The organism is Bacillus sp. UNC322MFChir4.1, assembly GCF_000746135.1.
Lineage (GTDB): Bacteria > Bacillota > Bacilli > Bacillales > Bacillaceae_G > Bacillus_A.
The window spans coordinates 1-25,249 of sequence record NZ_JQKQ01000013.1 but is presented as its reverse complement, the minus strand read 5'-3'; the positions used below and the strand labels follow the sequence as shown (position 1 = coordinate 25,249).

Here is a 25,249-nt window from a genome sequence, read left to right as displayed (position 1 = left end):
TCATGGGTTATTTACAAATTGTAGATGGGGAATATTTGACGCGTATTTATATAAAAAGAACAAAAGGAGATGTTGTTATATGCATCCCCTTTTGTTCTCTATCATCTTTCTGGCTGTGCTAATCGTACGCTATAAAATCTCATAGCACGTAAAGATCCTGTCATATGAAAAATCCCTGTTTGTATCAATATTTTCAAGCGATATTCGATAAAAGAATCTCCTACATATTGTTCAAAATGTCCTAAAACTTCTCCGACCAATCGAGCAGATTTATAGAATTGATCTGTAAATCCATCAGTTTCTAAATTTCTAGCACATTGTATAATAAAATTATCGATATAATCTTCTGAAACAGAAACAACACGATTATTCTCCCAAATACGTAAAACGGTGTGCTCTTCTCTTAATGTTTTCCATTCATTTTCAAGTGCTTGTCGCTCTTCTTTTGTTAGAAGAGATGTCTCTTTGTATGCCCCGCGTATTGCTAGTAACTTCTCAGGTGCAATTTCTCCAGTATGGCGCACAGTGTAATCTATGTTTGGTTCGCGGAACAACTTATCAAATCCGTCAGCTGTATTTATAACATATACATTATGAGTCGTATCTTTTAACAAATATAAAACAAAAGTAAGCCCCACATGTTCGTGCGCATTATTTCCTGTCCAAATTGTAATCGGAACGCGAGATGGGATTGCTTGTAATTTTTCTAAAGTGGCTTTCATTTCTGGCAAATATTCCTCGTAATTGTAACCTTCTATTGGCATGTTCTCCTGAAGCCATTGTTGACGCGCTACTTGCCCTGCTTCTTCATCTAAATGAAATAGAGGTCCAACAGAAAGCGTATCTGAAAAGCACAATACATGTTCTTCTTGAATTTTTTCTTTTTTTAAAGCGTGTTTTAGCGATCCTGCTGCAGACTGACCAAAAATGATATGAACATGGTTGCTTTTCGTGATATCAGTTTTTTGTATGTATGGATCGATTAGTTTTTTTTGCATCGTTTCTCCTCTATGAATGTTTTTTATTTGGCATGCTTGGTAGCACCTTTACATTATTCTTCCTCTTCTAACCAAGGGATACAATAATATAACTCACTTAATTCTTCAGGAAATCCCCAAGCGATTTCCACACTATTACTTAAAAGGTCTGATAATCTCTCAGCATAGGGTCTATAGCCTCATCTTCTTCACATAAATCTACTAATTTTGCAAACATAGATAAAATTTTATTATAAAATTTTTCACCTATGTCTCCATAAGATCTTGTAAAATCTACACCCATTTCTACATAATACAGCATTAAATCAATCGTTCTAATTGGATCTTCTGTTGTTTTTTGAAAGCTGAGAATCATTTTTTCTAAATCAGCTAGTCTTAATTTTGGTAAACTACGCTCTGGGAAAAATTCATTTTCAATTTTCTTTCGCAATTGTTTATGTAACTCTTCGTTCACTTCATCACCTAAAAATCTGCTGGATAAATATTGTTGTACTTCTTTATTCATCTTAAATAAATCAACAATTAGCGTAATTAATTCTGTCTGGTTATATTCTTTTAATTCTTTTTTTAGCGTCGGGATTTTTATTTTTTGCAAAAGTGACCACTCCTTTGTTTATATTATCTAGTAAGCAAAAAAATCCTCTTCTTATATTAAAAAGAAAGCCCCTTGGATTGTAAAAAAACGATTTGAAATCAATGAAATTAAAGATCTAACTAAAAAGAATTTATTACTGCTTAAAAATATACAAAATAGGTATACTATCGTTTACATAAAAAAGCGTACATCTAATCGTAAAGACGTACGCTTTTTTACATTATTTCCCCATCAAAAACCAAGCCGGTTTATGCTTTGTCGTCCGATTTCCTTTCGCCACATAGCGAAAATAAATTTTATATTCTTTTAGAGGGAATAAAATTTCGTTAAGCTCCCAATCGCCGATGATCCATAATGCTCCGCCGCGATCGCGCTTATCTATCACTTCAATATTTTGTTTTTTCAGATATGTCATAAGATCAAATTGCGTTGTTCCTGCCTGCTCTTGCTGTACATCTTGTTTGGATGTTATTTCATTTTTCTTGTTTGTTTTCGTTTTTGATTTTCCATTTATTACGTATGAACCAAATAAAAACCAAGCTGCTTTTCCTTCCGTTACCTGGTTTCCTTTTGCCGTATAACGAAAGAATATTTCCTTCTCTTTTAATGGGAATAAAATTGCATTTAATTCCCAGCCGCCAAGCACCCATACTGTACCTCCAAATTCACGTTTGTCAATTACATCTAAATTGTGCTTTTGAAGGTATGGAATTAAATCAAAAGTTGTATCAAGTACCGGTTCTGTTTTCTCTTCATTTGAAGTAACAACTTTTGTTTCTTCTTGATTTTTGAGAACGACATTAAGCATTTCTTGCTGCTGCATCATTCCAAATACTTCTTGTATCGTTGTTTGAATGGATGTTTCAATAGCTTTTTCCACTGTTTTACTTAATAATTCTGTTAATTCATCGTTATAAATCTCTGATGTCTGTTGCGGCATCTCTGGAGCTTGATAGTCTGGAGCTTGAAAGTTTACATCGCCATATGACTCTATAAACCAAACTGCGATTTTAAAAACAATTCGATACACTCGGATTGAATCTACCATACTTCCGTATTGGGCATCATGAGCAGCCTTATTGCCGATGGAACGGATTAAATCAAAATAACCAAGGAATGTTTTATCGATAATTCCTTCACGAAATAACTTATGTATGCGTTCTACATGCTTTATCTCATATACACTTTGTAAATTTTCTTTATCCCAAATCTCTTTTGCAACAGCTTCTCCAAATTGATGAGCTTTAACAAGTGCTCCATGTGGATCATCGTATACGCTCTTTTCTATGGTATATGCAATCTCGGCTAGATCTGGATACTGCGGTTGTAAAAAGGAGAGTACATAATTATCTTTCATGACGCCCTCCCGTTGTTAATTTTTTCTATATATATAACTATAAAATATTCCCTCCGATTGAACAACGGCTAATTTTAAACAAAAAACGTACTTATAAATTATTTCTTATTCAAATTTTTGATATTTAATAGGTTTATTATACAGCGAAAAAACCCGCAATGCCCTAAAATCCAGACATTACGGGTTTTTATAGTTATACAAGAACATTCTCTATGCATTGTAACGATTTCTTCTTCGTTCCATTCTCGTTTGTCCTTGCGCTGTTCCAACATCATTATGTTGCTCTGTTGGCGTTGCACTGTAAGTTGGTGCTGTTTCTTGATGATTTCGTTCATACGTGCGAGTGTCTCGCTGTTTAGAAGATTTTTTACCGAACTTAAGCATTTTAAATTTTAATCTTGGTAAACTTGGAATGCGAATTTTAAATGTAGGTCTCATTCGATTCTTTTTTTGTTTAAATGTGCTTGTTTTTTCTTGCTTACTATTATCACGATGCAGTGCGTTTGCAAGCAATCCGCCGAGTAAGAAACCTGCCACTAAAATAACTAAATACAAACGTTCTGACGTGAGTAGGTTCATCAATCGCTGAAGAACTGCTAGTGATTGAATTTGTTTTATATCCCAAAGCATTGCGCCCCATAATGCGAGTAATCCTAGCGTAATGGCATATGTACGGAATCGGAATAAAAACGGGATTACAGCAATACATGCAGCAATTTTTGCGTTTGCTATTAAAGAATCGACTGTTATGTATTGATTCCAAATTGCCAGCAAGAGTGTGATAAATGCTGCATAAGCTATCCAGCTACATATTCGTGAATGCATTCGTTTTGCATGATAACTCCCAAAACTAGTTAAAAACAATAACCCGCCTATATATAATGATAATTGTAGCGGCATTTGTTTCATTATACCTGTAACTGGGAACAGGATGCTGAGCACCATTAACAGTACATCAAGTTTTTTCACAATTCTCAATTCCTTTCTGCTTTCTAACTTCTATAGCATAATAGTATTTTTTTGTTTTGTATACATACTTAAAAAATATCTTAATCCTACTTATACCAAAAAGTAAATAAAAAAACATAACGATAATTGACAATAGATTACTACTTTTATATGAGAGTATGACAAATCCCGCTTTTTATAAATAAGCGGGATTTGTTTCATCATTGTATGTAAGATTATATCTTGTCTTTTCGATATAGATTGATCACATCTTTTAAAGCTGCGGCTGCCGCTCCTCTTGGATTGGAAGCTCCGCCAATGGAAGTGACCGATCCCATCGTGTCTGTATAAAAAGTAATTCCTTTTTCGGTTCCGGTCACACTTGCGAGTGAGTGGTTCGAGTCTACTGCAGATGGTTGTACTTCTAGCTGAACTTTACCGTCATCGTCCATGTAAGCTCTTGCTAGTAGTTTGATTTGCTTCCCCTGTTCTTTTGCTTTCTGGATATCTTGTTTTGATACGTTTTCTATTCCTTTCATACTTATATCTTCCAGTGTATATTCTGTATGTAATAAACTATTCGATAGCAATAATAATTTACATGCGCTATCCATTCCGCTTACATCTAATACAAGATTTGTTTCAGCGATTCCTTTTTGCTGCGCTTGTTGCAATGCTTCTTCATATGAAGTGTTGTCTTCATACATTTTTGTTAAAATGTAATTTGTTGTCCCATTTAAGATGCCTTCAACACGCTCAATTTTGCATCCCGCTAGGCTAAACTGACCAATATCTAGTGTAGGTAGTGCAGCGGCTGTTGCACCGCTATAACGAATGCGTACATTTGCAGCTCGAGCTGCTTTATCTATTTCTTTAAACGATGTAACAAGTGCTCCTTTGGAAATAGAGACAATATCCATTCCTTTTTTTATTGCCTCTAATATATATTCTTTTCCAGGCTCTCCATTTTGAAGATTGGTTGGTGTAGACTCGATAAAAACATGCCCCATCATGTTTTCGTTATGAACCGGATGTTGTTCGATATATCTATGTAAAGCTGCTGACCCTTCGCCTTGTTTAAGTAAACTATCAATGTAAAGCCCCTCTGGATGATATACCTTCAAATCGCGTCCAATAATTCCAACAAGGTTTAACTCTAATCCAAATTCTTTTTGAATAAATGACGATTTTTCATGAATTAGTTTTACAAATTCTTTTCCAACGGTGCCATAACCGGCCAGTATTAATTTGATTTGCATAATATCCTCCGCTAACTCTTGCATGTTAATTTTTTAAAGGTAAATTTAAAACCAGCTGCGGTCCAATTTTTCCTATGCGGCGTTGTCCTCTGTCTTCAAATCCAACTTTTATATATAATTTTTGCGCTGGAATATTTCTTTCATTGACTGCCAAAACGATTTCTTCTATATTCGGAAAGTATGACTCTACATAATTTGGTAACAGTTGCAACGCTCGTTTTGCGTATCCGTTTCCTTGTTCAGTGTAATTGATCGAAAATGAAGTGAGTAACAAAGAGTTTTCTTTAGTTGTATATTCTTGCACACGACTTCCTGATTGCAATGAAAAAATACCTACTGGCTTTTCATCAGCTAAAATAACAATTGGATTTCGGGTTGGATCCTGCTTTACTATGTCTAAAAGTTCCATTGGATGTGCAGTAAATTGCACTTGTTCTTCAGGTAACGTATAGGTTTGTAAAGCTGCTTTATATTTCTCTGTATATGGAACGAGTTGAATAGATTGATTCATTTTCATTACATTTATTCCCCCAGTTATAAAACGTATGTTTCCTTTCATACAAAATCATACACTATTTTTAGGAATAAATGAAATTTTCAGTCTTAAATATATGTATTAGTAAAAATAAAATTAACACTTTTATAATCGTTACCGAATTTCCTTTTCCAAATCTATATAAACAAGTTTTTTCAACTACTAAAATGAATATTACCGATGGGAATTACCAGAAAATTATGTTAGCATTTATTACAACAGATCTTTAATTATCCTAAAGTAACAATAAATGATTCAGGAGGTGCTTTTCTTGGATAAAAAAGTAAAAAGGGATTTGATAAAAATTATATCCGTGACTGTTGTAGGTGTCATTCTTATATTATTAATCCCATATCTTTTTAATTATTTTTCCTAACTTGTCTGTTTTTCCATAAACCCAAAATTTTTTCTCAATGAAAAAACATTAGATTACCTATCTATAACATCTACTATAACTTCATTTTTACATTCATGACCTCTTCATATTTTTAATTTTTAACAAAACATTTTCCACTCATCAGTTCATTTCATCGAACTTTCAAATCAAATATCTTGATTATTCTCAAAAAAATCCCCCTCTAGATACTCAAATCCAAAGGGAGATTTTGTTTTATCGTTTTAAATGTTGATTCGATTGGTCAACTTGTTCTTGTTTTAATTCATTTTGTTCGTCTTTTGGTAATTGTTGATTGTTTTCTTTAACTGGATTGGTCTGTTTGTTTTCTAATAAATCATTTGGCACTTGGGGCATCGCTCGTCCTACGATAGCCGCAAGTTCATCGAGAATGCCTTCGCCAGCTTTTCCTTCTTTAATCCGTTTTCCAATTTGTTTTAAACGTTCGTACGTATCTAAATCAGCAACTACAACTGCATTAGAACCTTGTGGATCGTGTTTTAAGCTCTCGGCAACGGAGTATTTAATTGTTTCTACTCTCGTACGGTCTAACTTAGCACCTACATCAATTCCAACAATGGAATATTTACCAAGGACAACAGCTGTTGCATCTCTTACACCAGGTATGTTTGAAGCAATGCTTGCAAGATGATCAGCTTTTGTTTCATCTGTTTTACGTGTATTTTCTTTATATGTTACGTTTCTTGTTGTATTTTGATTTGTATTTGAAGTTGGTTTTGGATTCGCTGTATTATCATTCTTTTTTGTACTGCAACTTGCTAATAGAAGTAAACAGATACAAAAACATAAGGTTTTCCTCAAAGGTGTCACTCCTATTCGTTAGTCAAAAATTTGTTCTACACTTTGTAGTTTTTTCACTTTTTCTTCGATACCACTATTGGCATTAATAAAGATTTGATAAGTGTCTTTCCCAAGTGTTCCTAAAAATTCATAACATAGTACCTCTTTATGCAAGTCATTTACAACGATCGCTTCACGCTCTTCCATAACTTTTAAATTAGGATTAATTTTCTTCCGTGCATCCGAAACCGATAATGTTGGTTTTGGAATTTTTATATCTTTACGAGATGCTAAATAGTCTCTGGCAGAGAAGCCAACAATCGAACCGTCATCAAGCGCAATTTTCATTTGAATGGATTCTGGATATATACGCACGTTGCCCTGATTCGTGACGAATGTGAAAACGCCAATAGAATCGTATTGGGAGCTTTCATATAACTCCATATTTTTGAATTTATTTTGTTTTAAAAAGGAAAGTCCCTTTTCTCCTGCTTCATTTAAGCTAATCTTTTGTTCTTTTACTTCACGGTTGTTCATAACCCAAATTGGAAAACCGCCTTTTTCAGTAATGTCCATATTCGTTTCACTATTTGTCTTATGGTCTTTTACTGTAATGCTATAAAATTTTTCTTTTGCTCCTTTTCCGCTTTTTTCTGCAGAAATCGTTTCATCCCCCTTTAAGCTAAGGAAAGATTTAGCAATATTTAATGCTTGTTCTTTTGAAATATTTGGACCAGATATGTGCATTTCACCCTTTTTTTCTGTCTGCAAACTTGTAAACGTTGGTCCAAAAGGGCTTTGTGAATAAGCATTACTGTTTTTTTCTACTGTTTTAAATCCATCAATAATCGTGTTATCGGCTGGATTTTTATTAGAAGCAAGTGCCAGTTCAACATCCATCCAACGTAAATTGTTTTTTAAGGCTAGATGCTGCACTTTACGCAGTTCATCTTGAATATTCGCAGCATTACTATATAGTTGCTGGAGTGTTTTATATTCCCCGTCATTCAATGGTTCTTTTTCTAAATCACGTATAGCTGTACGGTAACTAAATTCTCCGATATTTGATAGAAATTCTTCTGTTTTATTGAACGGGAGTAACGTTAGTGGTAATTGCCCAATATCAGAATGTGCTTGAGATGTGATGCGCCACACATCCGCTAATGCAGGTGATAATGATGTTCTTGAATTCATTGCTAATGTTGTTCCGATTTTGTCATGTAATATATCGACTTGATAGGCTAAATCATGGAAAGCTCGCTGGTAGTTATTTTCAGCGTGTATTAATACCGCATTTTTTTCTTGGTGCTCTTTATATCCCCAATATCCTGTTCCTACAACTCCGATTGTTAATAAAACAATTAATAAACCTCTAAACATATCTCATCCACCTCCTAACTAGTGACAAAAAATGTGTCTTCCAATTTTCTTAATTTGCGGGCGGCCCCAAATCCATTTACTAGTTGCTGTATCAGGATTAAAGTAATACAATGCTCCTCCAGATGGATCCCATCCGTTAATTGCATCAAGCACGGCTTTTTTTGCTGTTTCATTTGGTGTTAAATTGATCTGGCCGTCTGCAACAGCAGTAAAGGCACGCGGCTCATAAATTACTCCTGCAACTGTGTTCGGAAAATTTGAACTGCTAACACGATTTAAAATAACAGCTGCAACAGCAACTTGTCCGATATAAGGTTCACCTCGCGATTCACCATATACAGCATTTGCCAAGATTTTAATGTCGTTTTGCGAGTATCCATTTGGAACGTTTGTGCCTTTATTTGGTGCTGGTTTATTATTTTGTGATGGTTTATTACCTTGGTTGTTCGCTGTGTTACTTTGTTGCTTTTCGTATTTGGTAGCTTTAACGAGCTTCTGTTTTGTAGCTGTACCAGCAAGTCCATCAACCTTTAATCCGAATTTTTGTTGAAAATTCCGAAGCGCCCAATATGTACCCCACCCAAAGACACCATCTACTTTCCCATTGTAAAACCCAATGTGTTTGAGTCTTGATTGTAGTTCGATTACATCTTCTCCAGAAGCTCCTTTTTGGATAACTTGATTTGAAAAAGCCTTTACCTCTTTCTCATGAACACTACTTACCAACAAAGTAGCCGCCACTGTAATAAGTAGAAGTGGTACTTTGAAGAAAGTCTTACGCTGCATAGTTCAACCTCCTTGAATATGACGATGAATTCAAGGTTATTTTTTGTAAATCTTGCGGTTTTATGTAATGAAGACAAAAAAAGGCACATTCATATGAATATGCCTAAGTGTAAACACTATAAAGTGAAACTTTAATCAGTGAGGGGGGGCTTCCCCACTGATTATTAGTTGAACCAATCGGGCTTTTACGGGCAGTTTATCCCCACCTAACTTCGTTGCCTTTGCTAAATTTTGGGGTGAGAGTATTACTGCCCGTTAATGCGGGATAAAAAATGCGATAAAGGAGCTTATTATGACACGTTTATATACTCGTTTATTTATATGTATCAGCCTTGCCGCAATAGTTTTGTTTATATATACCCCTTTTGCTTCTGTTCATGCGCAGCCTCCATATGCGAAATGGGGAAAAATCGCGGTGCAAATGACGAAAGAAAAATACCCACAAGTTGATATTATTGACTATCTTCATATTGGAAGAAGACCGAAAACAGAAAATATATCAGTGGAAAAATTTAAGCTATGGTTACGTGACAAGAGCGGAAAAGAGTTTGGGGTATTTGTTGATGTAGAGTTTGAAACGAAAACAGAGAAATTCATCAATATTTCTTTTAAAGAAACCCCTAGATAAATACCAACTTGCCGCACATAAAGAAGAAGCATTTTTCAAGGTGAATCAACAAAAATAAAATGAATTCAATTCCATTACTGATGCTTTGGATAGTGTGTAAATACGTAAATCCTGGCTTTAATATCATATGTAATACAATTCCAGTAAACGGTTTTGTTTTTTTACAGAACAAAACCTATCTTTTTAGTGCATCTCTTGCAAATGTTTCACAAACAATTTGAGTGGTACTAAACCTCGTTTCGGCATCTGACTAGTAATAACTGCGGTGAGTTCTAATTGAGGTACGATTAAAATATATTGTCCTCCATATCCCATCGCGAAATATGTATGATATGGCACGTTGAATATATCTCTATCTAATACCCACCAGTGAAATCCGTATGCTCCAATATGTTTATAGGTAGTAAATTGTTTTTGATGCGATTGTTCGATCCAATTTGAAGACACGAGTTGCTGTCCATTCCAATAACCGTTTTGTAGACATAATAGACCGATTTTCAGCATATCTTTAGGTTTCATTTTCATGCCAAAACCACCCACAAAAATGCCTTGTGGATCTTGTTGCCATTCATAGTTCGTAATGTGTAATGGTTCAAATAAATATTTCTCGGCAAACGCTACTGTTGTCATCTCTGTCGCTAATTGCAAAATGTAACTTAATATATGAGAAGAACCAGAATTATAATTCATTTTTGTTCCTGGTTGTTCAATGATCGGTTTATTAAGAATATAGTCAATCCAGTTTTTTGACTCTACAAAATCATTTGGAAAAATAACACCGTCACCGAACTCGTTCCACTCTTCTCCCGTTGTCATCGTTAATAAATGATACATTGTTAGTAATTGCTTTTCTTTTGGCATATTTGGAATCCACTCTACAATGGGTGTATGAATACTATGGATATATCCTTTTTCAATTGCAATGCCAATTAGAATAGAGATAATACTTTTCGTTATGGAATTCATTTTATATACACTTTGTGCACATTTCTCTGTTTTATAATATTCTGTAACGATTTCACCTTGTTGATAAACGAGAAAAGCATTTACCTTTTTCTTTTTCAATGTATGTTCTAATTCTGACAAGTTCAATAGAAACTCCTCCATTACTACTTAGCGCTAATTTGACTTATTATAACGAAATTTAATATGAGAAACAAAAAAAGAGTAGATTTTTTCTACTCTTTTTAGGGGTCCTGACGCATGCCCATCAAGCTAACATCCCATAATACTCCCCAGAACGAAAAACTTGTGCATTTTGCTCGTTTTTATTGTATTGGGCTAACCCATTCTTTTTAGCTTGATAGTGATGTAGTGCTATCCCTAAATGAATTTATTACTTTTCAACAACTTTATTATTCAGTAACATATTGGATTATTTTCTTATACACTTATCATATCTTATCCAAATTAATTTTCTTTTTTTCTTTCGAGCTGTCCAACTCTTTTGTAGTTTTTTCCCTAATCTCCATATCCACATCATGACAAGAACCACATATCCTAATATACACAACGGGTTGATAAAATATAATCCTATTAATTCAATTAACCACTCCACTAAAGACCCTTCAGGATTTATATCTAACGCAAAAAGGTTCCACACAAACCACATTATTGTATTGAACCAAAAACTACGTAGTAATCCTGTATTAAACGTGCCGTTTCTCTTATTTTCTTTTCCTTTTAATAAGTAGGTATTAATTACAAAGGCAATGGCTCTTATAAATACAAACGGAAAAACTTAAACAATAAAGAAGAAATTGATAAAGTCTTGCCGTGGTCAACGGATTTACCGTCTAGATGCAGAGTACCGAAAAAAAGTGAAATAATCTTGTCCGGCTATTAAGACCAACACAAGCCATTATTTACTAAAAAATATTGTAGAAACTTTTTTTAAATGATATTTGTCCAAACCATATTTATTCATATTTCATATGATGATTCTAGTTAGATAATACTAACTAATAATTTAAACCCAATTTGGAGGGATATTGGAATGGATGATTTGAAAAAAATGATTTCTTCAACACTTGATGGAAAACAAAAAAATGAAACATTCAATATAGTACTTTCAGATATTTTAAATAGAAATGGTATAACAGATTCATCTCTAAAAAAATTACCCTCAGAGAAAAAAGCACAAATCAAAAAAATCTTTTCTGAATTACAAAATCAAATTAATAATATTTTAGACTAAAAGGAGAGAGTTTATGTCTGGAGTTTGGTATCCAAACCAAGATAAAAAGTGGAACGCACTAGATTCTTCAAAGCCTCATCCATCATTCTACGACCCAACAATTTCAGAAGAAGCTAAGCAAAAAAATAAAATCTATCAATTATCCGAAGAATATATAGCGATTGTTGATTCCGCTGATGTTCAAGTTACTACAACAGATACAAAAGTGGCACTATCGATTCAAGCCTCATTACAAGCAGCAATTATTGCTATTTTAAGCATATCTATCGCAGATAGCGAAAAAGCTGATAAAATTGCACAAGAGCTTTTTCAAAAATCAGCTATTTCACAAATTAATAAACAACGTACTATTATTAGAAATTCTAGAAATGTTTCAGTAACTACTACAGATACTGATATAGCAGTAAATATTCAAATCCTTCTTCAAATTTTACTAGCTTTATTAGTTAAACTAAACGTTTTATAAAGATAATTTAACTTTCCTAGCAAGGTTGTAAATAAAACACTTCCCTAATTCCCCTCCAATTGGGATAGAGTTAGTATAGTCATATGGACACAACTTAGTTAAGTCCTTACAATGGATTTCAAGGAGGAAGTGTCCGTATGACAAACAAGAAATTTAATGAAGAGTTTAAAAAAATGGTTGTTGAATTATATCATTCGGGACAACCTGTCAAACAATTAAGCAGCGAGTATGACGTATCAGAAGTAACCGTTTATAAATGGATTAAAATATATTCTCCTATTACATCAGTTGATGAAGATGAAATAACACTAGAAGATCTAAAACAGATGAAAAAAGAAATGCTTCGTCTAAAAGAAGAGAATGAAATTTTTAAAAAGGCTATGGCCATATTCGCGAGAAAATAAAAGATACAGAATTACACCAATTTATTGATTGTCAAAAACAAACGTACTCTGTTCACATGATGTGCCAAACTCTTGGAATAGCAAGAAGTTCTTACTACCAATCTCAGCACAAAACAGAGTCAAAGCGTAGTCGTAAAAATAAAGAGTTAACCAAAAAAATGAAACAAATCCATCAATATAGCGAAGAGCGTTACAGTGTACCAAAGATTCATCAAACACTGTTGGAACAAGGTGTACAAGTAAGCATAAAGCGTGTGCAACGGCTCATGAAAAAAGAAAATATTCGTTCTATTATCTTAAAAAAATACAAACCACATTCATCAAAATCAACTGTAGAAGATCGGACAAATCTATTAGAACAGAACTTCTCTACCACGACACTCAATGAAAAGTGGGTAGCGGATATTACCTATATTCACACACAAAAAGATGGTTGGTGTTACCTTGCATCTGTGATGGATTTGTATTCTAAAAAAATTGTTGGGTATTCATTTTCACGAAATATGACAACAGACCTTGTGGTAAAAGCGTTAGAAAACGCTTACTATACACAGAAACCACCAGAAGGTCTCATTCTACATACTGACTTAGGAACACAATATACAAGTCAGGAATTTCAAACCTTACTCGCGAGTTATAAAATCAAACCTTCTTTCAGTAAAAAAGGGTGTCCTTATGATAACGCCTGTATCAAGTCATTTCATGCCACTTTAAAGAAAGAAGAAGTATATCGTACAAAATATGTCATATTTGAACAAGCAAACTTAGCACTATTTCAATACATCGAGGGATGGTATAACCGCAAGAGGATTCATAGTAGCATTGGTTATAAAACTCCCCAAGCAATAGAAGATCTAGCTAAAAAAGTGGCTTAGATTTAACTTTTTTGTGTCCGAAATATTGACTCAAATCCATAAATTATTAATGGTTGTTACAGCTAATTGATTAATTTTCTTCAAAAAATCTTCCGAATCACGTACGTATACAAATCCACGAGAAATTATATCTGGATCAAAAATCATTTTTCTATCTGTTTTACTAAGAGTTATGACTATAACAAGCATACCATCCTCTGAAATCTGTTTACGGTCACTCTTATTAGGGGTCACCTTACATACCCATCAACTTAAGAATTTTATAACGCCCCCAAAACAAAAAAATGTATATTTTCATCTAAAAATATCAATTTTCTCATTTTGGGGTAGTCGCTTTTCTTAGCTTGATGGGCATGCAGCTGTACCTCATTATGTGAAATATTCCAATTTTGCATTTGGAAAGAACTTTTTCATATAAGAATAAAGGTGATTTTTTATATCTTCTTCTTCTTCTTTTTGATAAATATATTTACCAATCCCATATTTCCCCCATTTATATCTTCTTCTCTCTTCATCTAATTCTAATTTTGTCATAGGGTAGTTTTTTTCAATTACCCTCTTAGCAGGCTTTGTAAAACGATGTTGAATAAATTCAAATGTAATATCATCTCTTACATCAAGGGGTAATTCAGCATCGAGACGTTCAAACATATGATAGTAACCGTCCTGCCAACCTTCATGAAGATAGATAGGAGCCACTATGAACCCTAACGGATATCCTGCTCTGGCTACTTTTCCCGCTGCTTCAATTCTTTTAGCTAACGGGGAAGTACCTGGCTCAAAGTTTTTAATAACGTAATCAGCGTTTACACTAAACCGAAATCTTGTTTTCCCATTATGTTTTACATCAAGCAAATGATCCACATGATGAAATTTTGTAACAAATCTCAGCTTTCCATATTCAGATTCTCCAAAATGCTCAATTGCATGTTTAAGAGTATGAGTTAAGTGATCAATTCCTACAATATCTGATGTACACGAAGCTTCAAATCTTGTCAATTCAGGTACGCGGGCCTCCATATATTTGTCAGCAGTTTCTAGAATTTCGTCAACATTTACATAAATTCGGATATACGGCTTGCTTCCCATCGTTGTCTGTAAATAACAATAATGACAATGTCCCATACACCCTGTTGCAAAGGGAATAGCATACTCTGCTGAAGGCTTTGAAGTATCAAATTTCAGTGTTTTTCTAACACCAACGACAAGAGTAGATTTTGCTACTCGATACTTTTGAAAATCGTTTTCGCCTGGCAAGTCTCTCACTTGATTATGGGAAGTAGTATGACGAATTTCAACATCCATATTTGAAAATTTCTCATAAAGCTCTCTCCCTAATGGATAATCTAATGCTTTGGGTTCAAAGTATACAAGTTTAGGCATAAACGGGTTATTCATTCTAACATCCCTTCTGAAACACCCCCATAATAGTAGGTATAGGCTTGGTTTGCCTCTTCTTCAGTAGAATAAACCGCCATCTCATTTGTTAGTGGATAATAAGTTTCATAAAGAAATAATGCTAATTCATTTGGTCTCTCAGGATTATTGACAACTGCTGCAGCTTGTATATTTGCTACGTCCTGAGTGTGGGGGTTTCGATAAAAAATATAAACAATATCTCCAGCATGATAAATATTACTTTCATTAGAAAATTCCATTTTACCACCTTTTCTTTTTATAAAATTCAATGTGCAAAGTTATATATTATAAATTTTTTCCTATAGTGGATAAAAATATGTCTTCTTTTATCAAGAGGAAATTCGATTCTACTAATTACAATCTTTATTTTAAATTCCATTTATAATACAACCTATGAAGCAAATTACTCAATTTATAATAGAAGCATTTTATTTATCCATACATATTTAAAGTTAACGATGAACTCCACCGCCAAGTTGTTGTTCAGCCATTGCCACTAGACGCTTTGTGATTTCACCACCAACAGAACCGTTTGCACGAGCTGTTGCGTCTGCACCAAGTTGTACGCCGAATTCTTGTGCGATTTTATATCTCATTTGATCGATTGCATTCTCAGCACCGTGAACTAATAGTTCGTTACGACTTCCGCTATTATTGTTTGTCATATTGTATCACCTCCTATGTTTTTAATATGATAAAAAGCAATTGAAAATACATATTCCTTTTTTGTTATCAATTTTCCAGTTTATTAAAGCATAAATAATACATATATTTCACAAAATAGTATTGTGTAGGAGAGCGAAATAAAAAGTGTTTGCCATAGGAGTATCATGTATGAAACAGTCCTCCAGAACACGATGAAAATAGGTTGTGCTTTATGAAGGCACAGCCTATTTTTTTATTGAGGAGTTTTCACCTACATAAAAGTTAAAAGAATGGAGAAATACAAATGAAACAGATTGTTGCTTTGTTAATTAAATACACAGCTATTAGTGCTGTATTATTGATGATACTAGGCATTTTCCAAGGTATTTCAATTCCAAGAATATTATTTCTTTCATTGGTAATTACCGGAGGATCTTATTTAATAGGAGATTTATTTATTTTACCTAAGTATGGAAACATGGTGGCTACCATTGTTGATTTGGGTTTGAATTTTGTAGGGATTTGGATATTAACGTATCTTGTAAAAGATATAGTCGTAGCTCGTAATATTGGAGCATCTGCTTTTTTTTGCAGCTTTGCTTATCAGTGTGGCAGAAATATTCTTTCATATCTATATGAAGAAAGTTGTTTTACATGAAGATGAGGATTCACGAAAATCCACTAATATTAGCGATAATAAATATGCTATGGAGACTTCTGACGAGTATGTAGACTGTTTTAAAATAAATAAGGTTCATCTATCTAGAAAAGCGGAGGATGGAACTGATAAATTGAAATAAAAAAGTGGCTGAAAGCCACTTTTTTATTTTTATAATTAGGCTTGTTCAGAATTTCGAACATGTAATGGTGGAGGAACTATCCACCCCTTCTTCTTGCTTAAACGTAGTAAAGTTACTCCTGCTTGCGCTTTCTTCATGTGAAACTGTCCAAAAAGCATGCCTACATCTTCTCGAAGACATTTTCCCATCACTTGACTACAAGTTACTAGTCCTGCTGCAAGACCTGCTGCAACGGTTGCTGCGATTTCAGCATCGTTGATGCGTGCACCAGGAGGAATATCTTCAATAGAAGCAACTGGTCTTTCAGGAGGCGCCGGTGGTAAAGCCACTCCATTTACCTTTAAAAGGGTTTTTAGCTCTTCTATTTCAGGAGTCATATCATTCTCAATTAAGTTTTGTAAAAACTTTTTTAAATCTTCATCACCTGTGTGATTCATAAATACTTGATGTCCGGCAACAGCCCCTTGTGCGGCAAGAAGATAACTCCAAATATCAAATACTTCTCCATAATGTAAAGGTTCATTTTGAGGATTTCCACTTAATACACCCATTTTAAAAAGCCTCCCTTTCGAAAATATCATCATAAGTATATTTTTCAATATTGAAAAGAAATTTTTAAGTATATTTTTTCCTACAAAGAACTTTTTATCATGCATGGGAAACACCTTCCCAACAATCTGTGTTTGTAGTCTAGTAAAGAAATTTGCAAACAAAATACCCAAAGATTATTATGGAAGATTATCAATAATCTTTGAGTGAAAACTTTTTTACTATGAGGATTTATTTTAAAAATAAATCCATATAAGAAATTGGTTTAAATATCTGCTACGACTTATACCAATTCACTCTTATTTATAGTTAAAATTAGCGATTAATTCCACCGCCAAGCTGTTGTTCAGCCATTGCAACTAAACGTTTTGTGATTTCACCACCAACAGAACCGTTTGCACGAGCTGTTGTGTCTGCACCAAGTTGTACACCAAACTCTTGTGCAATTTCATACTTCATCTGATCAATTGCATTCTCAGCGCCTCGAACTACTAATTCATTACGACTTCCGCTATTATTGTTTGCCATATTGTATCACCTCCTATGTTTTTAATATGCTACGAATCATGAAAAAATAATTATCCCTTTTTATGGTAATTTATTTTCTTTTCATTATGAATAAATATGGATTTTCTTCTTAAAATAAGGCTAGGGAAAGAAGGGGTTATGAAATACTTTCATACAATGTTATGTATTCCTCCAGATTTATTTCTAATCTCCCTTTAATAACTAAGAAAATGATTGCTGTAGTCCAAAGAGATAAATATAAAGTATGTTTTGAGAAAATGTTAAAAAAGGAGACATGTAATTATGAAAGCTGTAACCTATCACGGGCCAAATCAAGTACAGGTTAAACAAGTTGAGGATGCGAGATTAGAAAAAAAAGATGATATTCTTGTAAAAATTACTTCCACCGCTATTTGTGGATCTGACTTACATTTATATCAAGGTAACATGCCTTTACCCCAAGGATACATTATTGGGCATGAACCGATGGGAATTGTTGAAGAGGTGGGGCCTGATGTCACTAAAGTAAAAAAAGGAGATCGTGTTGTCATCCCCTTTAATGTTGCTTGCGGGCATTGTTTTTATTGCCAACATGAAATGGAAAGTCAATGTGATAACTCAAATCCTCATTATGATTCTGGTGGATACTTTGGTTATACAGAGAAATTTGGTAACCATCCAGGTGGACAAGCTGAATATTTGAAAGTTCCTTTTGGGAACTTTACTCCCTTTGTTATACCTGAATCATGCGAACTTGAGGATGAATCCCTGCTTTTTTTATCCGATGTTTTACCGACCGCTTATTGGAGTGTAATAAATGCAGGTGTAAAGTCAGGTGACACTGTTATCGTACTTGGCTGTGGACCTGTTGGATTGATGACACAAAAATTTGCTTGGATGAAAGGTGCTAAGCGTGTAATTGCAGTTGATTACTTAGATTATCGGATAAATTATGCAAAAAAGATTAACAATGTTGAGGTATTTGAGTTTACAAAATATCCCGATATGGGAGAACATTTAAAAGAAATTACACATGGTGGAGCAGATGTGGTCATTGATTGTGTAGGCATGGATGGAAAGAAATCCCCTTTGGAATTTCTTGAACAAAAACTAAAATTACAAGGGGGAACTCTCGGCCCTATTCAAATTGCTACAAAAGCCGTACGAAAATATGGAACTGTCCAAATGACAGGTGTTTATGGTGGCAACTATAATGCATTTCCACTCGGTGCATTTTGGGTTAGGAATATTAACCTTAGAATGGGCCAAGCACCTGTCATTCATTTTATGCCTGAACTGTTTGAAAAAATAACAAAAAATGAGTTTGATCCAAAAGAGATTATTACACACAAAATGCCCCTGGAAGAAGCGAGCTACGGTTATCAAATTTTTAATAACCGTGAAGACAATTGTATAAAAGTTATTTTGAAACCTTAAAGCTACATTCCTTTCTAATCGATTATTTTTAATGCTAAAGATAAGATTAAATTCTACTTTATCTAGTACAATTTAATTTACATCTTACTATTTCTTATATTATTGTAACGTCTGATTCACAGGCTGATAAATACTCGCTATAGCTTTTATTTCAGAATCTGGTGCTAGAGATAACGGATAGTAGCCTTTTTTCACCATGTATTGCCAAATATCATACGCATGTCTACTACTATTTAAAAAAGATTTTTCTAAAAAAGATCTCAAATTTGGATTCGCACATTCTAATACAGCTCCAGCATAATTTAATGCAGCTGATTTTTGATTTAAGAGATAGCCCATAGCAATTGCTCGATCATTGGGAGGTTCTCCATTTATACTAGGTGTAACAGATGGATACTGTTCAAGCGGTGCTTTTAAATAAGAAATCAATACTGAATTTAACTTAGAGGGCTGGAAACGCTCAATATCGGGTGTACTTTAATTTTGGACAAATTCTACTTTTAAATTATAGTCTTCAATATGGAGTGGAAAATGATGCTGTAATAATTGTTTTAATTCTAAATCTTGTGTTTGCTGAATGTATGTACTCATCGTATTAATTGTATTGTAACAGCCAGCAATTAATTCACTTAATGTAGCTAATTGCATTTTTAAATCCTGCTTTTCAAAGTATTTTTTAGTCTCTCCCCAAATACAGAAAATATAAGAAATGCATATGAATTTTCTTATTACCTCATAATATATCTATTCATTTTCTTTTTATGAAAGGAGAAGATTTAAATGCATACGGTATGGAAAGGTTCTCTTTCACTTGGATTATTAAACATCAGCATTAAGCTATATAGTGCTGTAGAAGAAAAAGATATTAAATTTTTAAGTCTTCATAAGGAATGTCTTACTCCCATTAAATATAAAAAGATTGCTCCTGATTGTACGGATACTGGAGTAAGTGATGAAGAAGTTGTGAAAGCTTATGAATATGCGCCGCATAAATATATAATTGTTGAAGATAAAGAATTAGAAGCACTACAAAAAAAAGATGAGCCGCGAATAATTCGCATTTCATCTTTTATCCAAAATAATGAGATTGATTCAATTTTTTTCGATCGTTCCTATTTTGTGGGTCCTATCCATGGGAATGAAAATCCCTATTTGTTATTAAAAGAAGCTTTAGAGAAAACTTTTATGCTTATTGTCTAATCGTTTATAGTTTTGTCCGAATAGCCCAAAGCTCTGGGAAAAATGACTGATCAAGCACACGTTTTAAATATGAAACGCCTGAAGAACCGCCAGTACCCATCTTATGACCTATAATACGTTCTACCGTTTTCATATGACGGAAGCGCCACTGTTGCAGCCAATCTTCAATATCGATTAACTTCTCTGCTAATTGATATAAATCCCAGTATTTCTTCACATCTGAGTATACTTCCAACCAAGCTGCTTCTACTGTTGCATCCGCTTCATATGGTTGTGTAATATCACGTTGAAGCACACTTGGATTAATTGGAAACCCTTCTTTAGCAAGCGTTTGAATTGCAACGTCATATAAACTCGGTGTGTGAAACGCCTTATGTAGACGAGTATATAACTCTTCATCTTTTTCATAAATTTTAAGAATATGAGGTGTTTTATAGCCAAGCGCAAATTCAATCATTCGATATTGATAAGATTGAAACCCAGATGCTTGACCAAGTGAATCACGGAATTCAATATATTCCGCAGGGGTAAGCGTCGCAAGAATATCCCACGACTGAATAATTTGCGATTGAATTTTCGAAACGCGCGCAAGCATCTTAAAAGCAGGTGCAAGAGTCCCTTTTTGAATGGACTCAATAGCTGCTTCTAATTCATGTAAAATTAATTTCATCCAAAGTTCACTTGCTTGGTGAATCACGATAAATAACATTTCGTCATGATGATCAGACAGTCGCTTTTGACTCGATAATAAACTATCTAATTGTAAATATTCCCCGTAAGTCATGTTGTTACGAAAATCTGTATGAATGCTCTTTTCCATAATCACTTTTTCATTCTCACTCATATGTGTACATCCTCTCTATGCAGTATATATTTATTTTTTATAATGGTTTTAATACAGCACGCACTGGACTACCGTCTGCATCTGTTAACGAAAGCGGCAGAGCAATCAGTTCGTAATCTCCGTCTTGTACATTTTCTAAAACAACATTTTCTAAAATATGAATACCGTGTTTAAATAACTCATGATGTGCTGCTAATTCTTTGTCATCAAGTGGATCCACAGACGGAACATCCACACCAATTAGACGTACTCCCTTTTCATGAAGATAAGGTACAATGTCCGCACGTAAATACGGAATTACTTCAGGAAATACATGTGAATTTATTTTTGATAAGGTTCGTAATAACAGTCTACTAACCCCCTTCAAATCATACTTTTCAAGTTCTTTAGCTCCGATGCTTTCGTGACCTGTTACATCTATAATTCGCGCAGGACCAACGTAGACGTTAATGTCTAGATCACTTACTTTTTTACCATCATTATCAAAATGAAACGGCGCATCAATATGTGTGCCCGTATGGATACTCATCGAAATTTTCCCAACATTAACGGAGCCGCTTTGCTCTTTTGTCCATGAAACTTCATAGGAAAAAGGTGTATCACCAGGCCAAGTGGCAATATCATTGTTTAGAGGTTGAGAAATATCAATCCACTTGTTTTCTGTCATCTTTATGCCACAACCTCTCGTTTATTTTCAAATTGTTTATACTCCTCTTCTACCATAATTTTCTTCAAAATTTGGACAGCGTTCCATACTTCTTCATACGTATTGTATAAAGCGACAGGAGCTAAACGAATGCCATTTGGTGCACGAAAATCAGGAACAATTCCATTTGCCTTTAATGCTTTGCAAATCCGCGCTGCTTCTTTATGTTCTAAATAAATATGTCCGCCTCGCACGTCATCCTCTAACGGATTACCAAGTGTAAAGTCCATATCTACTAATTCATGTTGTATAAGATTTATCATATAACGTGTAATATGCAATGATTTTTGTCGTAGTCGATCAATGCCCGCTTCTTTAAAAATCTCTAAAGAACCAATCAGCGGTGCAGCACTTAATACGTGCGGTGTTCCAATTTGATAAGCACCGGCATGCTCAGCTGGTGTAAGTTCATGCTCCATATCAAACTGTTTATCTTTTCGAGAACCAAACCAACCTGCTAATCCTGGTAGACGATTGAAATGTTTTTTATTTACGTACAAGCCGCCAACACCGCCAGGTCCAGCATTTAAATATTTATAATTACACCAAACTGCAAAATCAACGTCCCATTCTGCAAAATGATGCGGAATAGAACCGATAGAATGACAAAGATCAAAGCCGATATGAATCCCGCGTTTATGTGCTTCCTCCGTAAGAAGTTTCATATTTAAAATTTGTCCGCTTCGATATAACACAGCTGGAAGTACAATAAGCGCAATATCTTCTGTCATTGCTGCAATGATATCTTCTTCGTTTAACGTTCTTCCATCCCTACTTTTCACTTGAACGAGATGCTCCGTAGCGTCCAATCCTTTCATACGAATTTGGCTTTGCAAAGCATAAATATCAGATGGAAATGTTAATTCATCGGCAAGGATTTTTGTTTTTCCTTCTTTCGGTTCGTAGAACGTAGCGACTACTTGATGTAAATTTGTCGTCGTAGAACCGGTTACAATTACTTCTTCAGGAAAAGCGCCAATTAGAGGAGCACTTAATTCTCCTAACTGTTCAGATAAGAAATACCAAGGATACTGTCCTTCTGTCCAGCCATCAATGCCGAATTGTTTCCATGAATCTAGCAAAGTTAATAAAGATTGCTCAGCTCGTTTAGATAAAAGTCCTAGCGAATTTCCGTCTAAATAAGTGGTTCCTTCTTTTTTATAAAATTCATGTTGAAACGATGCAAGCTCATCGTGGTGATCACATTGACGAGCATACTCATAAGATGGTTCAAATGGTTTTGTGTACATTCTATCACCTTCTCTTAAATTTTCTTTTAATTCTAATTAATAAAAATATATCACCATAACTGACATAGCGTCAATGACATTATGTCAGTTGACAGTATATTACTGTTTCCCCTACAATAAAGTTAATTTTTCTGATATTTCAGTATAAAGGTGTGGTACAAATGGATAAACATACTTTATCGGCGAGACAACGCCGTTCACTAGAAACAAAAAAGAAATTATTATTAGCTAGTCGTCAAGTATTTATAGAACAAGGATTCCAAAAAACAACAATTTCCCAAATTATAAAAAAAGCAGAAACTGGATATGGAACAGCTTACGTATACTTTAAAAATAAAGATGATTTACTGATTGTGTTAATGGACGATGTGATGAACCAATTTTATATGATCGCAGAACGTATCTTTCAACCAGTAACAAAGCAAGAAGCTCAAAGTATGATCCAAAAACAAGTTCATGCATTTTTGCAAATGGCAGAAACTGAGAGACAACTTTTACAAGTTGTTGAAGAGGCAATCGGTACTTCTACAGAAGTTCGGAATAGATGGAACGCTATTCGAGAACGGTTTATTGAACGAATTGTTCAAGACATTACATACTCACAAAACAACGGTTTAGCTCGTAAAGATTTGAATTGTTTTTTAGCAGCAAGAAGTTGGTTCTATGCGAATGAAATGTTTTTATGGGAAATTGTACGAAATGAACGGGAATTTTCTCTCGAAGACATTGTACATACATTAACCGAAATGTATATGGGTGGCCTTTATTCCTAATATGCACCGTATAAAACAGGCCTTTTAAGAGTCTATTCTAGACAATACATTTTCATTTCTCGTAATTCTAGGTTATTACTTATTGAAAAGAACATTTCCCTATTATTTCCCTGGTAAGCGCATATTCTGACATATAAAAAGGATATCCCCTAAAAATCTACTTTTTATATGTAAATAATCTATTGTATTTCCCTTTCCCCTTTCGATATGATGAAATAAAACTGAGTTTTTATAGAAAGCGAGAAATAAATGACAGAAAAAACCGTAATTATTACAGGTTCATCAAGCGGATTTGGACTTCTTACATCATTAGAGTTTGCTAAAAAAGGATATCTTGTCATCGCTACGATGCGAAATGTTGAAAAACAAACAAAATTGCTTGAACAAGCAGCTTTGTTACATATAGAGCGTAATATTAAAATCCATCAACTTGATGTAACTTCCCAAAAGTCTATTGAGAATTTCACATCTTTTATAAACACGCTTGAACGAATAGATATACTGATTAATAATGCTGGCTTCGCAAGCGGTGGTTTTGTAGAGGAAATCCAAATTGAAGAGTATCGTAAACAATTTGAGACTAACGTATTTGGGACCATCGCAGTAACCCAAGCTGTTCTTCCAATTATGAGAAAACAGAAGCATGGAAAAATTATTACTGTTAGCAGCATTAGCGGGAAAATGGGATTCCCTGGCCTCTCTCCTTACGTTGCATCTAAATATGCTCTTGAGGGCTGGAGTGAGGCTCTTCGTCTAGAAGTAAAACCATTTGGAATCAATGTTTCATTAATTGAACCAGGATCATATAACACAAACATTTGGGAAATCGGACAAAAACTTTCAGAAGCTACTTCTGAAGCTGAATCTCCTTACAAAGAATACATGAAAAAAATTGAACAACATATTCATAACGGGAGTGAGAATTTTGGAGATCCGCAAGATGTTGCTAAGAAAATAGTAGCTATTGCACAATCACAGCATCCAAACTTACGTTATCCAATTGGAAAAGGTGTAAAGTTAATGGTGCTATTCAAGAATTTACTGCCGTGGAAATGCTGGGAGTTTCTCGTTTTAAAACGGTTTAAATAATTTGAAAAAAGACAGCTCTTAGTTTGTCTTTTTTCATGCTACCATTTATGGTCGCTGTTATATTTCATTGTTGATTTTTATTACCATAAAAAAAGACCGATAGTGGTATTATCCCCTTTAAGTAGACATTCAAAAAAACCTTCATGATAAGATGAAGGAAAGAATGAAACTTGGAGGGGATTTTTCTATGGCGAAAAAGGGACAACAATTTCAATCCTACACGGAAGAATTTAAGTTAGATGCCGTTAGGGCCTATGTGAATGGGTCCGAAAGTTATCAAAGGCTCTCAGAACGATTAGGTATTCGAAGTTGTACACAATTAAAGGTTTGGGTGAAAAAATGGAAAAATGGTGAACCATTTGATGAACGTAGTAAAGGTAATGCACCGTTTAAAGGACAACCACGTA

General features: G+C 34.2%; 26 protein-coding genes and 4 pseudogenes. 10 read left to right on the top strand and 20 right to left on the bottom strand.

Going from position 1 to position 25,249, the window contains the following annotated elements; genetic code table 11:
* Nucleotides 1-101: 101 nt before the first annotated feature.
* From BR72_RS06465 to sleB, 9 genes are all read right to left on the bottom strand, one after another.
* Complete coding sequence (locus BR72_RS06465; protein ID WP_051957240.1) at nt 102-998, bottom strand: DUF1835 domain-containing protein; 897 nt, start codon at nt 996-998, stop codon at nt 102-104.
* Between the two features lie 139 nt (nt 999-1,137).
* Complete coding sequence (locus BR72_RS06460) at nt 1,138-1,593, bottom strand: DUF6155 family protein (protein ID WP_231559677.1); 456 nt, start codon at nt 1,591-1,593, stop codon at nt 1,138-1,140.
* Between the two features lie 220 nt (nt 1,594-1,813).
* Nucleotides 1,814-2,950, bottom strand: a complete 1,137-nt coding sequence (locus BR72_RS06455; protein WP_035431154.1) for a hypothetical protein — start codon at nt 2,948-2,950, stop codon at nt 1,814-1,816.
* Nucleotides 2,951-3,160: 210 nt separating this feature from the next.
* Nucleotides 3,161-3,919: a DUF3959 family protein gene (locus tag BR72_RS06450; protein WP_035431151.1), complete on the bottom strand. Its 759-nt coding sequence runs from the start codon at nt 3,917-3,919 to the stop codon at nt 3,161-3,163.
* A gap of 215 nt (nt 3,920-4,134) precedes the next feature.
* Nucleotides 4,135-5,157 (bottom strand): homoserine dehydrogenase, encoded by a 1,023-nt coding sequence (locus BR72_RS06445; protein WP_035431147.1) that lies wholly within the window; start codon nt 5,155-5,157, stop codon nt 4,135-4,137.
* A 25-nt stretch (nt 5,158-5,182) separates the two neighbouring features.
* Entirely contained in the window at nt 5,183-5,674 is a 492-nt protein-coding gene (locus BR72_RS06440; protein WP_420482271.1) for a GNAT family N-acetyltransferase, read from the bottom strand.
* Nucleotides 5,675-6,302: 628 nt separating this feature from the next.
* Nucleotides 6,303-6,908: a YhcN/YlaJ family sporulation lipoprotein gene (locus BR72_RS06435; RefSeq protein ID WP_035431144.1), complete on the bottom strand. Its 606-nt coding sequence runs from the start codon at nt 6,906-6,908 to the stop codon at nt 6,303-6,305.
* A gap of 18 nt (nt 6,909-6,926) precedes the next feature.
* Complete coding sequence (gene ypeB / locus BR72_RS06430; RefSeq protein ID WP_035431142.1) at nt 6,927-8,267, bottom strand: germination protein YpeB; 1,341 nt, start codon at nt 8,265-8,267, stop codon at nt 6,927-6,929.
* 18 nt (nt 8,268-8,285) lie between these two features.
* A complete protein-coding gene (gene sleB, locus BR72_RS06425; protein WP_035431139.1) occupies nt 8,286-9,053 on the bottom strand; it encodes a spore cortex-lytic enzyme in 768 nt (255 codons plus the stop codon).
* A gap of 292 nt (nt 9,054-9,345) precedes the next feature.
* Here sleB and BR72_RS06420 point away from each other — a divergent pair, with 292 nt between their 5' ends.
* Nucleotides 9,346-9,681 (top strand): YqzG/YhdC family protein, encoded by a 336-nt coding sequence (locus tag BR72_RS06420; RefSeq protein WP_035431136.1) that lies wholly within the window; start codon nt 9,346-9,348, stop codon nt 9,679-9,681.
* A gap of 183 nt (nt 9,682-9,864) precedes the next feature.
* On the opposite strand, the gene BR72_RS06415 is transcribed toward BR72_RS06420, so the two are convergent.
* Entirely contained in the window at nt 9,865-10,788 is a 924-nt protein-coding gene (locus tag BR72_RS06415) for a serine hydrolase domain-containing protein (protein ID WP_081904804.1), read from the bottom strand.
* Between the two features lie 889 nt (nt 10,789-11,677).
* Here BR72_RS06415 and BR72_RS06405 point away from each other — a divergent pair.
* The 3 genes from BR72_RS06405 (at nt 11,678) to BR72_RS25350 (ending at nt 13,623) form a co-directional block, all read left to right on the top strand.
* The gene (locus BR72_RS06405; RefSeq protein WP_035431128.1) at nt 11,678-11,878 is read left to right on the top strand and encodes a hypothetical protein; all 201 of its coding nucleotides are present in this window, start codon (nt 11,678-11,680) and stop codon (nt 11,876-11,878) included.
* Between the two features lie 13 nt (nt 11,879-11,891).
* Nucleotides 11,892-12,344 (top strand): spore coat protein, encoded by a 453-nt coding sequence (locus tag BR72_RS06400; RefSeq protein WP_035431126.1) that lies wholly within the window; start codon nt 11,892-11,894, stop codon nt 12,342-12,344.
* A gap of 137 nt (nt 12,345-12,481) precedes the next feature.
* Nucleotides 12,482-13,623, top strand: a protein-coding gene (locus tag BR72_RS25350) for an IS3 family transposase (protein WP_156107906.1) whose coding sequence is annotated in 2 segments (ribosomal slippage) — nt 12,482-12,716 and nt 12,716-13,623 — 1,143 coding nt in all. Because the reading frame shifts where the segments join, the coding sequence is not laid out codon by codon here.
* A gap of 39 nt (nt 13,624-13,662) precedes the next feature.
* Here BR72_RS25350 and BR72_RS06385 read toward each other — a convergent pair.
* The 4 genes and pseudogenes from BR72_RS06385 to BR72_RS06370 form a co-directional block, all read right to left on the bottom strand.
* Nucleotides 13,663-13,839, bottom strand: a pseudogene (locus BR72_RS06385) (ribonuclease J); the annotation flags it as partial.
* A 153-nt stretch (nt 13,840-13,992) separates the two neighbouring features.
* The gene (gene splB / locus BR72_RS06380) at nt 13,993-15,021 is read right to left on the bottom strand and encodes a spore photoproduct lyase (RefSeq protein WP_035431118.1); all 1,029 of its coding nucleotides are present in this window, start codon (nt 15,019-15,021) and stop codon (nt 13,993-13,995) included.
* On the bottom strand, nt 15,018-15,281 hold the full coding sequence (locus BR72_RS06375) for a transcriptional regulator SplA domain-containing protein (protein WP_035431117.1): 264 nt from the start codon (nt 15,279-15,281) through the stop codon (nt 15,018-15,020). Before BR72_RS06375 ends, splB begins: the two co-directional genes overlap by 4 nt.
* 213 nt (nt 15,282-15,494) lie before the next feature.
* A complete protein-coding gene (locus BR72_RS06370; RefSeq protein ID WP_035431114.1) occupies nt 15,495-15,707 on the bottom strand; it encodes an alpha/beta-type small acid-soluble spore protein in 213 nt (70 codons plus the stop codon).
* 284 nt (nt 15,708-15,991) lie between these two features.
* Here BR72_RS06370 and BR72_RS06365 point away from each other — a divergent pair.
* A pseudogene (locus BR72_RS06365) lies at nt 15,992-16,487 on the top strand (YndM family protein).
* Nucleotides 16,488-16,522: 35 nt separating this feature from the next.
* On the opposite strand, the gene BR72_RS06360 reads toward BR72_RS06365, so the two are convergent.
* Both BR72_RS06360 and BR72_RS06355 read right to left on the bottom strand, forming a co-directional pair.
* A complete protein-coding gene (locus BR72_RS06360; protein WP_035431111.1) occupies nt 16,523-17,038 on the bottom strand; it encodes a DUF3231 family protein in 516 nt (171 codons plus the stop codon).
* Between the two features lie 313 nt (nt 17,039-17,351).
* Entirely contained in the window at nt 17,352-17,564 is a 213-nt protein-coding gene (locus BR72_RS06355; protein ID WP_035431108.1) for an alpha/beta-type small acid-soluble spore protein, read from the bottom strand.
* Between the two features lie 282 nt (nt 17,565-17,846).
* On the opposite strand from BR72_RS06355, the gene BR72_RS06350 reads away from it, so the two are divergent.
* Nucleotides 17,847-18,980: a zinc-dependent alcohol dehydrogenase gene (locus BR72_RS06350; RefSeq protein ID WP_035431105.1), complete on the top strand. Its 1,134-nt coding sequence runs from the start codon at nt 17,847-17,849 to the stop codon at nt 18,978-18,980.
* Nucleotides 18,981-19,079: 99 nt separating this feature from the next.
* Here the strand turns inward: BR72_RS06350 and BR72_RS06345 are convergent.
* Nucleotides 19,080-19,628, bottom strand: a pseudogene (locus tag BR72_RS06345) (spore coat protein).
* Nucleotides 19,629-19,760: 132 nt separating this feature from the next.
* On the opposite strand from BR72_RS06345, the pseudogene BR72_RS06340 reads away from it, so the two are divergent.
* Nucleotides 19,761-20,162: pseudogene (locus BR72_RS06340) on the top strand (Ku protein); the annotation flags it as partial.
* Nucleotides 20,163-20,184: 22 nt separating this feature from the next.
* Here the strand turns inward: BR72_RS06340 and kynA are convergent.
* Genes kynA through kynU form a run of 3 tightly spaced genes read right to left on the bottom strand, consistent with a single transcriptional unit; the run spans nt 20,185 to nt 22,980 of the window.
* Nucleotides 20,185-21,024 (bottom strand): tryptophan 2,3-dioxygenase, encoded by an 840-nt coding sequence (gene kynA, locus BR72_RS06335; protein WP_035431103.1) that lies wholly within the window; start codon nt 21,022-21,024, stop codon nt 20,185-20,187.
* A gap of 37 nt (nt 21,025-21,061) precedes the next feature.
* Nucleotides 21,062-21,691, bottom strand: coding sequence for an arylformamidase (gene kynB, locus BR72_RS06330; protein WP_035431099.1), 630 nt, complete (start codon nt 21,689-21,691; stop codon nt 21,062-21,064).
* Nucleotides 21,692-21,693: 2 nt separating this feature from the next.
* Nucleotides 21,694-22,980: a kynureninase gene (gene kynU / locus BR72_RS06325; protein ID WP_035431096.1), complete on the bottom strand. Its 1,287-nt coding sequence runs from the start codon at nt 22,978-22,980 to the stop codon at nt 21,694-21,696.
* A gap of 161 nt (nt 22,981-23,141) precedes the next feature.
* On the opposite strand from kynU, the gene BR72_RS06320 reads away from it, so the two are divergent.
* The 3 genes from BR72_RS06320 to BR72_RS06310 all read left to right on the top strand — a co-directional run.
* Nucleotides 23,142-23,753: a TetR/AcrR family transcriptional regulator gene (locus BR72_RS06320; protein ID WP_035431093.1), complete on the top strand. Its 612-nt coding sequence runs from the start codon at nt 23,142-23,144 to the stop codon at nt 23,751-23,753.
* A 249-nt stretch (nt 23,754-24,002) separates the two neighbouring features.
* Nucleotides 24,003-24,842, top strand: a complete 840-nt coding sequence (locus tag BR72_RS06315; RefSeq protein ID WP_035431090.1) for an oxidoreductase — start codon at nt 24,003-24,005, stop codon at nt 24,840-24,842.
* A gap of 187 nt (nt 24,843-25,029) precedes the next feature.
* Nucleotides 25,030-25,249, top strand: a 220-nt coding sequence (locus tag BR72_RS06310; RefSeq protein WP_035431086.1) for a transposase, incomplete at its 3' end; no start/stop codon positions are given.